Raw genomic sequence first — 11,838 nt, 5'->3', positions numbered from 1 at the left:
ATGTGGTGGCATCGGCGTTCGACGTCCAGGCTTATATGAGGACCCGTACCCACCATGAAGGTCGTTGCCGTAATTCGTCTCTCCGGCCGCAGCCCAACGCCGGCCAAGGGATCGCACCCGGACCACTCGTGGATGCTGGGCCAACACTGCGTCTCTGTTGCTGTTCGCTGAGGGCCTCGACCCCGCGACGCCGGAGGCGGCGCCAAAAAATCCTGTGAAAGGCTCGTGGGTATGTCGACACTGAGTGATCTGCTGGCCGAGCACACCGACCTGCCCGGGGTGGGGGTGGATCATCTGCAGCGGGTGGTCGGTGACTGGCAGTTGCTCGCCGACCTGTCGTTTTCGGATCTGCTGCTGTGGGTCGGGGCGGGGCCGGTCGGCGACGGCGCCGATATCGTGTGTGTCGCCCAGTGCCGGCCGACCACCGCGCCGACAGTGCATCTGGAGGATCTGGTCGGGACCACGGCCCGGTATTCCGAGCATTCACAGGTGTTCGAGGCGCTCACCCGTGGGGAGATCGTGCGCACCGATACCGAGGGGGAGGCTCAGGGGGTCTACCATCCGCATCCGGTGCACGCGATCCGGGAGGCGATTCCCGTGCGATGCGGCGACGATGTGATCGCGGTACTGAGCCGGGATACCGACCGGCAGCGGTCGCGGGTGCGCAGTGGGCTCGAGATCGCCTATGTCGCCTGTGCCGACGATCTGTGCCAGATGATCGCCGACGGGACGTTTCCGACCACGGAGGACCGCGCTGCCACCCATTCCAGTCCGCGGGCGGGGGACGGATTCATCCGGCTCGATACCGAGGGGATCGTCACCTATGCGAGCCCGAACGCGCTGTCGGCGTATCACCGCATGGGGTTGCAGGCCGATCTGGCGGGCCAGGATCTGGCCGTCACCACCCGGTCGCTGATCACCGACCCGTTCGACGCGCAGGAGGTGGTGGGGGATATCCAGGCCGCCCTGGCGGGGCGTACCGGGCGCCGGATGGAGGTGGAGGCGCGGGGGGCCACCGTTCTGCTGCGCACCCTCGTGTTGCGGCCGCACGGGCAACTGGCGGGGGCGGCGGTGCTGGTCCGTGATGTCACCGAGGTCAAACGCCGGGACCGGGCGCTACTCAGCAAGGACGCCACCATCCGCGAGATCCATCACCGGGTGAAGAACAACCTGCAGACGGTGGCGGCGCTGCTGCGGCTGCAGGCCCGTCGCACCGAGAACGAGGAGGCGCGGGTGGCGCTCACCGAATCGGTGCGCCGGGTCACTTCTATCGCGTCGGTGCACGAGATGCTGTCCATGTCCGTCGACGAGGAAGTCGATCTGGACGAGGTCGTCGACCGGCTGCTGCCGATCATGGCCGATGTCGCCACGGTGCATACGGCCCGGATCACGGTGCGGCGGGCCGGTTCTCTGGGTGTCTTCTCCGCGGAACGGGCGACTCCGCTGGTCATGGTGCTCACCGAATTGGTGCAGAACGCTATCGAGCACGCCTTCGACGGCGGGCAGAACGGCACGGTGACCATCCGCGCGGAACGTTCCGCACGCTGGCTGGACGTGATCATCAGCGATGACGGGCAGGGGCTGCCGGAGGGATTCAGCCTGCAGTCCTCGGACAGCCTCGGCCTGCAGATCGTGCGCACGCTGGTGACGGCGGAGTTGGGCGGTACGATCGGCCTGCACCCGGGCGCCGATATCGGCACCGACGCGGTACTGCGCGTGCCGCTGGGGCGCCGCTCGGCACGGTGATACCTGACGGAAACTCGCCGGTATCAATTATGCATACCCGGGATCGTCTGTGGTCGAAAACACCTCGAGGATTCCCTGGCTGTATTCCGGCGAAGTCCGCTGCCCGCGCCGGCGGGCCGTAGAAAAGATTCAGCCCGGCACCAGAATGCTGGTGCCGGGCACTCGCGACTCCCCGGACCGGGCTGGGTCCGGTAATCGCTTCCCTGCGCTCTAGACGGCGGTCCGAGTGCGGGTGCGCGCATTGCGGCGCTTGAGCGCACGCCGCTCGTCTTCACTCATTCCGCCCCATACGCCGGCGTCCTGCCCGGAACCCAGAGCCCAGGACAGGCATTCGGCGGTAACAGGGCAGCGAGCGCAGACCAGCTTGGCATCGGCAATCTGCGCGAGCGCAGGACCACTGTTGCCCACCGGGAAAAACAGCTCAGGGTCCTCGTCGCGACAGATGGCCTTATGGCGCCAGTCCATTCCTTCTGCTCCTTAGTAGGGCGCCGCTACGGGGCGCCGATTCGGTTGGTGGGTCGTTCACTTGTGCGAACTGAATGTTTCCGCACGGTTGCTTGTGAATGCTTTCACGAACACCGTAGATGTCAATAGGTATCCGATGCACCGTGGGGAAGCTCACGCACTGAAGTCCCGCATCGGGGACCTGCCGCAGTCCTTTGTACTCGCCTACGCCGGTTTCTGCAGCACAACGAGATGTATTTCCCGAATGCGTCAGTTCAAACCGGCCGCGGGGCGACCACGTCCAGGACGTTGGGTACAGCGGTGAAATCCACCACGTCACGTTCGCCGATGAAGTCGCCGTCGATTTGCAGACCGATGGGATCGGCGCTGGTGATGCGCACCGACGGCACGTCGTCGTCCCGGAACAATTTCCGCGACTTCGGCTCGGAGTGCGGCGACAGCAGTTGTGTCGCCAGGCGCAGTGTAGGCAGTAACGCCAGGGTTCGCACGGCGAACACACCGAGTCCGGTTTCGAACCGGGTACCCGGATTGGTACACACCGGAGTCGCGTTCAGATAAGTCCAGGGACTGGTATTGGTCACAAAGGCGTAATGAACACCGGAAACGGGTTCGTGGCCGGGCACGTGCACCGTGACTTCGGGCCGGTCATGTTTGACGCGGAAGAATTGACGGACGGTCGTGCGCACATAACGCGCCGGTGTCGCGGCATGCCCCTTGGCCCGAGCCGTGTCGATCGCGGCACACACATCGGCGTCCAAACCGACGCCCGCACTGAAACAGAACCAGCGATCATCGGTGATCCCCAACCCGATTCGGCGGTCCGCGTCACCGGCCTTGAGCAGATCGATCAACTGATTGGTGGCCGCCACCGGATCCGGCCGGATATCGAGCGACCGCGCGAACACATTGGCCGAACCACCGGGAATTATGCCGAGCCGCGGCCGCCACACCTGCCCGTCGTCCACCTGCGGCAGCGGTACGAATCCGTTGATGGTCTCGTTGACCGTCCCGTCCCCGCCGTGCACCACGATCAGATCCATCTCATTGGTCGCCGCCCACTGCGCCAGCTCCGCGGCATGCCCGCGATGCTGGGTGTGGGCCACCGTCAGCTGGGTCCGGCTCTCGAGCGCGTGCGCGAGCAGATCTCGCGTGGCCGCCGTGGTAGAGGTCGCATTGGGGTTGACGATCAACAACGTCCGCACCTACGCACCTTAATGGAACGAGCTGTGCTTATGGCGGCGCCTCCGGCGCCGCAGGGTCGAGGCCCCCTCGGTCCCGCCGTTCAGCCCTCGGGACTCGCGCTTCGCGCATGCACTTCGAGGCCTGAACGGCGGGACGGGCCTCGACCCCTCGTGGGCCTCGTAAGACTCGGCGCGGGGAGCACGCGGCTGGTGGTGGAGGAAATCCGATCGGAGGTTCCGACCGCAGTAAGGTCGGGGAAGCTGAGGATGGGGCGGGTAGCGATCACGTGACGCTGTGGGCGGGGTGGGAAGTGTGTCCACCTAAGCTGGCCGGGTGGTCGAGCGAAAAGACGTCGGTGGTGTGCCCGGGACGGTCCGTGGGGCCGGGGGGTTGGTGACGCTGGAGGGCGCGGTCGCGGTGATCGTGGCGGCGGTACTGATCGTGCGGGCGCTGCTGGGGCATCGCGAGGACGAGATCAGCGGCTACGGCACGGCCATGTGGTTCGGGATTCTGGGCGGCGCGGTGCTGGCTTCCGGGATCGGCCTGCTGTTCGGGCAGCGCTGGGGGCGGGCGATCGCGGTGATCACACAGCTGCTGCTGTTGCCGGTGGTGTGGTCGCTGCTGTTCGGGTCGGGGCAGCCGCTGTACGGGACCGTGCTGGGAGTGGTGGCGCTGGGAGCGCTGGGCCTGTTGTTCGCGCCGCCGACCTCGCGCTGGGCAGCACAGGAGTACGGGGTGACCGGCGAGGAATGAGCGGCGCCGCGATTCACCGGTCCGCGGCGGTCTCCGCGGTATCGGCCAGGGCGGTGAGTGCTTCGCCGGCGAGCCGGTAGCCCACCCAGTCGTCCTGGACGCGTGCGCCGAGTGATTCGTAGAACCCGATCGAGGGCGTGTTCCAGGTGAGCACCGACCAGCTCACTCTGCTGTAGCCGTGGGTCCGCGCCTCATGGGCGAGCGCCGCGAGCAGAGCTCTGCCCAGACCGCGACCACGGGCCGCGGGGGTGACGTACAGATCCTCGAGATAGATCCCGTGCACGCCGTCCCAGGTGGAAAAGTTGCGGAACCAGATGGCGCAGCCGCTGATCACGCCGTCCAGCAGCGCCACATGGGCGAAAACCGCGGGCTCGGGACCGAACAGCGCGGTGTGCAGTTGTTCGGCCGTGAGCGTGCATTCGTCCCGGGCTTTCTCGTATTCGGCCAAGCCGTAGACCAGATCGACGAGGGCGGGCACGTCGGCGGGAGCGGCGCGGCGGATGAGCGGGGCGGAGGTCACGGGCGTGGAATCCTTATCTGGTCGCGGGCCGGGGGCCGGTGGGAAAGCGTGGCGGGCAGGCCGCCCGCGGAGAATCATTCGAGGGCGTCGGCGTGCAGATTGTGCGCCCACAACGTCGGGTCGTCGTGTTCGTGGCCCAGGACGCTCACCGCGGCGGTGGTGAGCGCGAACCGGCGTCCCTCCCGGACCTCGAACCCCAGCCAGCGAGCGATCAGAGCCCGGGAGAAATGCCCGTGCCCGACCAGGACCACATCCCGGGTGCCGAGAGCGGCGGCCGCCCGGCGCAGCACCCGGTCGGCGCGGGCGCCGATCTGTTCGGCGGATTCACCACCGGGGATCGTGCCGGTCCACACCGTCCAGCCGGGGTCCCGGGTGCGGATCTCGGCGGTGGTGCGGCCCTCGTAGTCGCCGTAGTCCCATTCGGCGAGGTCGGGATCGATCTCCGGGTCGGGTAGCCCGGCCAACTCGGCGGTGCGCCGGGCACGTACGCGGGGACTGACGTAGACCAGCGGATCGCGCAACCGCAGCGCGGCCAGCACCCGGCCGGCGGCGGTGGCCTGCCGGGCGCCGGTATCGGTGAGCGGTAGCTCGGTGCGGCCGGTGTGGCGGTGCCGCACCGACCAATCGGTTTCACCGTGGCGCACCAGCACCACACGGGCGTCGTCGGAGCCGGGCATACGGTCCATCATGCCCGGCCGCCGGGCGAACGCGGCGATCCGGGACCCGCCGGTGCTCGGCGTCAGGTGGCCAGGGTGAGCACCACCAGCGGCACCGGACGGTCGGTGGTGGCCTGGAAGTCGGCGAGCAACGGATTGTTCGCCAGGGCCCAGGCCGCGAATTCGTCGTATTCGGCGCCGGTGAGCACCCGGGCGGTGCCGTGGTACACGTGATCGCCCAGTTCCACGATCACCGCCGGATCCGCGCGCACATTGTGGTACCAGGCGGGATAGCCGCCCTCGATAAACGAACTGATGTACAGGGTTTCGCCGCGGTACAGCGCACCCAGCGGGACCACATGCCGTTTACCGGTCCGCGCGCCGGTGGTGGTGAGCAACAGCAGTTCGGCCTCCGCGTAGGCTCCGCCGACCCGTCCACCGTTGGCCCGGAACTCCCGGATCACGTCGGTGTTCCAATCGGCCGGGCCCTGCTCGGAGTACTGGTTCCACGGGGCGTCGGGATCGTCGTAACGGAGACGGTCGGCCACAGGGGCCGCGTCGAGAGGTCGCGCTGCTTCGGTCATGGCGCGCAGTCTGCCGGAGGGCACCGACAGAAAACGGTTCACCGCAATGGTTTTGCGGGCCGCTCGGTATCGCTGCGCGGTGCGTCGACGGTCGCGGGGTCGGCGAGGGCCACGAGTTGACCGTCGCGGTGTTCGAGCACCGTGGTGCCGAGTACGCCGAGCGAGATCGGGCCACCGCCGTAATCGGGCCGCGCCACCGGAATGCGGCTCGTCCGGTCGCCGGTCGTCGGGTCGAGAGCGGCGATCGCACCCGGTACCGGTAGCAGCAGTTTCCCGGCCATCGGCACCGGTGTACCGAGCGCGTCCGCCGCGGTCCACATCGGTTCGAATGTGGTCGCCTGCAGGGCGATCACGCTGTTACCGGTGAACACCAGGAACGCCGAGGCGGTGCGTACGGTCGCGGCGGTCCGGTCGAGCGGGGCCGAGAGTTCCTGCACCACGAGGGGATTGCCCTTGGCATCGAGAATCGTCAGTCGCGGTGCCTCGGGTTCGGGTCCGTCGGTGCCGGGCTGGTAGACCGCGATCCGGTTGTCCGACACCGCGATCACGCGCGCGTCGGCGGATGCGGCGCCCGCGCCCTCCAGCAGTCGTGACCCGTACTCCTCGGGCACATTGTCGTCCTTGGGGGCCGGTGCGAGCACGGTGATCCGGTCCGCCGGCTCGCCCGGGCAGCGTTCCAAGACCACCAGCCGGGACGGGCTGGAGGCGGCCGACAACAGTGCGCAACCCTTCCGCGGCTGGGTCTTCCAGTTCTCCTTGGCGTCCACATGGCCGTACTCGAGGGTGCGCACCAGATCCGACCGCCAGACCTCCAGCCGATCGGGGCCCTGGGCGAGGACGTAGGTACCGTCGACCGACAGCCGCACCTGACCGTCCATATAGCTACTGCGGGCGGTCCGGCGTTGCCCGTCGGCACCGGAGACCATGGTCGTCTCGCTACAGCCGCGATCGGTGCGGTAAACCGCGACGACCATGCCGAACTGGGATTCCACTCCGCACAGCGGCAGATCACGGGTATAACGCCACACCTGTTCGCCGGTCCGCGGATCGTGCCCGACCACACTGCCGTCCGCCCCGGTGACCGCGACGCCCTCGGCGGTGAGCGCCCGGCCGGTCGCCGTATCGGGGGCGCGCCACATCTCCTGGAGCTTTCCGGGTAGTTTCGCGGCGGGCTGCGGCGGGCGGGCCGGCTCGTCGGCGACGATCGACTCGGTGTTCGCCACCCCGCTGGTCGCCCACGCCACGATCACCGCGACCACCACGAACACGGCGATCGCGGCTGCGGTGATGACGTCGGCGCGCGTTCGCCGCTCGGGTGCGAGCACGTAGGCGAGCGTAACGGATGGCCGGTACCGCACCCGACGGTGCTCGGGAGCCCCCGTGCCGGTGTCCCGGCTCCGGATACACCACGAGCGCCGGCGGTATCGGTCACCGCCGGCGCTCGTGGTTCGCTCGTCAGGCCTGCGCCGCTGCGTTCTCGCTCACCGGGCTGTCGGCGGTATCGGCACGCGGGCCGCTTTCACCGCCGTTCTCGGCGTCGGCCGGTTTGCGGCGCCGGCGGCGGCGGGCGGGCTTGTCGGCCTTGTCCGCGCCGCTGTCACCGGACTCGGCCGCCACGGCACCGGAGTCGGCCGGCACGGCACCGGAGTCGGCCGCCGGCGTATCGGATCCACCGGAACCGTTGTCGTCGGTGCCACCGGATTCGGTATCGGCCGCACGCCGCCGCCGGCGTCGCCGCCGCGCGGGTGCCTCGGCCGGCTGTGCTTCGTCGTCCGGGCCGGTTCCGGTCGGCGCGTCGGTCTCGGTCGTGGTCGCGTCGGCCTCGACCGGTTTGCCGCCGCGAGTGCGCCGGCGGTTGCGCTTGCGCGGTGCCCGCTCGGGCCGCTCCACCACCACGGCATCGGGATCGCGCTGGGGTTTGGTCGCGCCGACAGTGCCGGTGACGCCCTCCGGGATGCCCAGGTCGGCGAACAGATGCGGGGAACGCGAATAGGTTTCCACGGGCTCGGGAATGCCCAGCCCGAGCGCGGCGTCGATGGACGCCCAGCGGGTCAGTTCGTCCCAGTCGATCAGGGTGACCGCAACACCGGTGCGCCCGGCCCGGCCGGTGCGGCCGATCCGGTGCACATAGGTCTTCTCGTCCTCCGGACACTGGTAGTTCACGACATGGGTCACATCGTCGATATCGATACCGCGTGCCGCGACATCGGTCGCGACCAGGACATCGATGGTGCCCTTCCGGAATTTGGTCAGGGCTTTCTCGCGCGCGATCTGCCCGAGGTCCCCGTGGACCGCGCCGACCGCGAAACCGCGTTCGGCCAATTCGTCGGCGACCTTCTGCGCGGTGCGTTTGGTGCGGGTGAAGATCATGGTGGCGCCCCGGCCCTCGGCCTGCAGCACCCGCGCCACAAGTTCGCTCTTGTCGAGCGCGTGCGCCCGGTAGACGAATTGTGCGGTGCGATCGTGTACCGCCGAATCGTGCGGTTCCTCCGCGCGGATATGGGTCGGCCGGGTGAGGAAGGTGCGGGCCAGGGTGATGATCGGGCCGGGCATGGTCGCCGAGAACAGCATGGTCTGCCGTTTGTCCGGCACCATGCCGAGAATGCGTTCGATATCGGGCAGGAAGCCCAGATCGAGCATTTCGTCGGCCTCGTCCAATACCAGGACGCCCACTTTGCCGAGGATCAGATGCTGCTGATCGGCCAGGTCGAGCAGCCGGCCCGGCGTACCGACCACGACATCGACGCCCGCGCGCAACGCCGCGATCTGCGCTTCGTAGGGGCGGCCGCCGTAGATCGAGGTGACCCGCAGTGGACCCTTCTGGTTGGTCAGGTATTTCGCCGCGTTCTCCAGGTCCTGGGTCACCTGGATGCACAATTCGCGCGTCGGCACGATGATCAGTGCGCGCGGCGTACCGTCCAGCGGCGTGGTACCGGATTCGGCGGTGCTGATCCGGTGCAGCAACGGAACTCCGAAACCGAAGGTTTTACCCATTCCGGTACGGGCCTGACCGATGAGATCCTCGCCGGCCAGGGCCAGGGGCAGGGTGAGTTCCTGGATTGCGAAAGTGCGTTCGATACCGATCTCACCGAGCGCACGCACGATTTCGTCGCGTACTCCCAGTTCGGTGAAGGTCGGTGCGGTGTGTGCGGAGTCCAACTCGGCTGTCAGCAGCGTCTCCGCCAGACCGGGTTCCGGTTCAACTGTGATCTTGCTCAGGTTCGTGCCTTCCCTCGTTATCGCGCTACACGCGCACGAGGCGTGGGGCGGACCGGCCGGTCCGCGACGACCACGGATCCGCCCTGCGATACTCACCCGGGCCGCCGCCGGATGTCGGCAGGTGCCCGGATGAGGGCAGCGAAGCTCGGACATCGGCGCAGCGCATCGGTGATGCGGATCTGGTGCGCGCACATTTTCCGTGGACCCCGGAGAATTCTTCGCCACCGCACGGCGCACCCGGGGTGCCCGACTTTCGGCGCTGCCGGTTCTGATGGATCGGCTGAATTCTTCCGTTGTCCGTCGCGATTGTAGCGTGCTATTGTTCCGCGCTCCGAAAGGCGCTCGCGCAAATCCGCTGGCCGTTGTTCTTTTCGGTGGCCTCTTCCGTTGAGCCGTCCTGTGCGGCAGAGCGTTTCGCCCGGTGTGGCCGGTGCGCACACGAGCCCGGAAACCGTCGCCTATGAGAAGTGATTCGGCACACACCCGGCCGGTCGGCCACGGGCATAACTGGTACCGCCGTATACATCTATGAGAGATTCGTGCCGTGAGCATCGCAGACCGAGGTATCGCCCTGGCCGATCGCGCCGTCCGGGCGGTGGACCCGGACGGCGAGTTGTCCCGGACCGTCGAGCGGGCCGCGCGCAACGCCTGGGCGCTGGCGTTCGGTGACGGCGTGGAAGGGCGCCGCCCGACCCCGGCCTCGGTGCTGTGGGACGAACCGCATCGCCTGCTCCGGCGTTACGAACCGGCGCTGCTCGCCGGCACGGCCGAACCGTCGGCGGCCGCGGTACTGCTGGTGCCGCCGCTCGCCGCGCCCGCGAGCTGCTTCGATCTGCGCCCGGGCCAGAGCCTCGCGGAGTTCCTGCTGGAGACCGGTCGCGCGCCGTACGTGATCGACTACGGCGAGATCACCTACGCCGACCGCCGGATGGGCTTCGACGACTGGGTCTACGACATCCTGCCCGAGGCGATCCGCCGCACCGCCGCCGATCGGGCCGCCGCCGGCGGCGAGCCGGAGGTGGACCTGGTCGGTTGGTCGCTGGGCGGGACCATGGCGCTGCTGACCGCGGCCGCGGACAGCGAACTGCCGGTGCGGTCGATCACCGCGGTCGGGGCACCGCTGAACTACCGCGCGATGCCGATGACGCCGCAGCTCGCGGCGGCCGCCCGGCTGACCGGCACGGGCGACGTCGTGGGCGCGGCACTGCGCGCGGTAGGCGGTGTTCCGGCACCCCTGACCCGGCTCGCATACCGCATCACCGCCTGGGATCGGGAGGTCAAACGGCCCTGGTTCGTGGCCACCAATCTCGCCCGCACCGAATCCCTGGCCCGGATGGAGGCCATCGACCGCTTCATGGCCGATATGCCCGGCTATCCGGGCCGCATGTACCAGCAGCTGTGGAACCGGCTGGTGTTGCGCGACGAAATCGGTCGCGGCGTGGTCGATTTCGGGCGTGGGCCGATCCGGCTGGCCGATATCGGCGCCCCGGTGTTGCTGGTCGGCGGGCCCGCCGATGTCATCACCCCGGCCCGTGCGGTCGAGCACGGGCTGCGCACGCTCACCGGGGCGAAAGCCGTCCACTACGAGACCGCGCCCGGCGGGCATCTCGGCATCCTCGCCGGCGCCACCGCCCGCACGACGACCTGGGCCTATCTCGACAAGTTCCTCACCACGCCGGTGTGAGCGCGGCGTCACGTCACGGTGGCGTACTACGCTGGAGTTCCATGGGAGCACAGTCACCGGCCGGGTTGGGTGTTACACCCAGCGATTCGTCCGCTTCGCCGATTCCGGCCGATCATGCCGGCGTGACCGACCTGTTCGCGGTACTCGCCTACGGCGAGATATCAGCGTTCTACCGGTTGAGCGAGGAAGCCACGCTGTCACCCACCCTGCGCGGCAAGGTCGCGGTGGCCCGGATGGCGGCGGCCGAACTCGCGCATTTCGAACGACTCGACGCGGCACTGAGCGCGCGGGGCGCCGATGTGTACGCGGCCATGGCCCCGTTCACCCGGGCGCTCGACGACTACCACCGCTCCACCGATCCCTCCACCTGGCTGGAGTCGATGGTCAAATTCCATGTCGGTGACGGTATCGCCGCCGACTTCTATCGTGAGATCGCCGGTGCGCTGAGCCCGGACGTGGCGGCCGTGGTGCGCGATGTGCTCGCCGATACCGGCCACTCGGAATTCGTCGTGGAAGAAGTCCGGCGGGCGGTCGCGGCCAGCAGATCCGAACGCGATCGGCTCACCCTGTGGGGCCGCCGGTTGCTCGGCGAAGCGATCACCCAAGCCCAGTACGTGATGGCGCAGCGCGACGAGCTCACCGAACTCGTACTGGCGGCCACCGGCGATCTCAACGGGATCGCCACGCTGTTCGAACATATGCAGAGCGCCCACGCCGAGCGAATGGCGGTACTCGGTCTCTGACGTTTCGACGCGGCCGGACGATAGGGACATAAGTCTTTCCTGGGCCGGTCGAGGCGCACGACAGCATGCACCTTCTGTCTATTCCGGATGGCCTACCTCGGTGGTCGGGGCCCGCCCCCGATTCTGGACCGACGGAGCGAAGGAGCGCAGCGACTGAGCGTGTGCGGTTGGCCGTCCAGAGGGTGGCGACCATTGAGCACTTACAGAGCCGTGAGCCTTCCCAGGTCGGTCCAGGCGTACGACAGCATGCACCTTCTGTCTATTCCGGATGGCTTACCTCGGTGGT

General features: G+C 68.4%; 11 protein-coding genes. 4 read left to right on the top strand and 7 right to left on the bottom strand.

From position 1 onward, the window contains the following. Positions 1-231: 231 nt before the first annotated feature. Positions 232-1,746 carry a sensor histidine kinase gene (locus tag NF4_RS34055; protein WP_063131519.1) on the top strand — a complete coding sequence of 505 codons (1,515 nt, stop codon included), beginning with the start codon at positions 232-234 and terminating at the stop codon, positions 1,744-1,746. Between the two features lie 210 nt (positions 1,747-1,956). On the opposite strand, the gene NF4_RS37270 is transcribed toward NF4_RS34055, so the two are convergent. Further along, entirely contained in the window at positions 1,957-2,211 is a 255-nt protein-coding gene (locus NF4_RS37270; RefSeq protein WP_033243220.1) for a WhiB family transcriptional regulator, read from the bottom strand. 254 nt (positions 2,212-2,465) lie between these two features. Further along, positions 2,466-3,413, bottom strand: coding sequence for a diacylglycerol/lipid kinase family protein (locus NF4_RS34050; RefSeq protein ID WP_063131514.1), 948 nt, complete (start codon positions 3,411-3,413; stop codon positions 2,466-2,468). 313 nt (positions 3,414-3,726) lie between these two features. On the opposite strand from NF4_RS34050, the gene NF4_RS34045 reads away from it, so the two are divergent. Continuing rightward, a complete protein-coding gene (locus tag NF4_RS34045) occupies positions 3,727-4,146 on the top strand; it encodes a hypothetical protein (protein WP_051164973.1) in 420 nt (139 codons plus the stop codon). A gap of 13 nt (positions 4,147-4,159) precedes the next feature. Here the strand turns inward: NF4_RS34045 and NF4_RS34040 are convergent, their stop codons facing one another. From NF4_RS34040 to NF4_RS34020, 5 genes are all read right to left on the bottom strand, one after another. Next, positions 4,160-4,666 (bottom strand): GNAT family N-acetyltransferase, encoded by a 507-nt coding sequence (locus NF4_RS34040; RefSeq protein WP_063131513.1) that lies wholly within the window; start codon positions 4,664-4,666, stop codon positions 4,160-4,162. Between the two features lie 74 nt (positions 4,667-4,740). Next, positions 4,741-5,343, bottom strand: a complete 603-nt coding sequence (locus NF4_RS34035; RefSeq protein ID WP_232330777.1) for an acid phosphatase — start codon at positions 5,341-5,343, stop codon at positions 4,741-4,743. A 62-nt stretch (positions 5,344-5,405) separates the two neighbouring features. Beyond that, the gene (locus tag NF4_RS34030) at positions 5,406-5,906 is read right to left on the bottom strand and encodes a nitroreductase/quinone reductase family protein (protein WP_063131517.1); all 501 of its coding nucleotides are present in this window, start codon (positions 5,904-5,906) and stop codon (positions 5,406-5,408) included. A gap of 38 nt (positions 5,907-5,944) precedes the next feature. Further along, complete coding sequence (locus NF4_RS34025; RefSeq protein ID WP_063814792.1) at positions 5,945-7,231, bottom strand: Rv3212 family protein; 1,287 nt, start codon at positions 7,229-7,231, stop codon at positions 5,945-5,947. A gap of 130 nt (positions 7,232-7,361) precedes the next feature. After that, on the bottom strand, positions 7,362-9,146 hold the full coding sequence (locus NF4_RS34020; protein WP_439956801.1) for a DEAD/DEAH box helicase: 1,785 nt from the start codon (positions 9,144-9,146) through the stop codon (positions 7,362-7,364). A gap of 523 nt (positions 9,147-9,669) precedes the next feature. On the opposite strand from NF4_RS34020, the gene NF4_RS34015 reads away from it, so the two are divergent. Both NF4_RS34015 and NF4_RS34010 read left to right on the top strand, forming a co-directional pair. After that, positions 9,670-10,809: an alpha/beta hydrolase gene (locus NF4_RS34015; protein WP_369690970.1), complete on the top strand. Its 1,140-nt coding sequence runs from the start codon at positions 9,670-9,672 to the stop codon at positions 10,807-10,809. 41 nt (positions 10,810-10,850) lie between these two features. Further along, positions 10,851-11,552 (top strand): ferritin-like fold-containing protein, encoded by a 702-nt coding sequence (locus NF4_RS34010; protein ID WP_063131512.1) that lies wholly within the window; start codon positions 10,851-10,853, stop codon positions 11,550-11,552. Positions 11,553-11,838 lie beyond the last annotated feature (286 nt).

Origin of the sequence: Nocardia fusca NBRC 14340, assembly GCF_001618425.1 — a bacterium.
Taxonomy (GTDB): Bacteria; Actinomycetota; Actinomycetes; order Mycobacteriales; family Mycobacteriaceae; genus Nocardia; species Nocardia fusca.
Note: the sequence above shows the minus strand (reverse complement) of the source record. Positions and strands in the feature narration are given on the sequence as shown.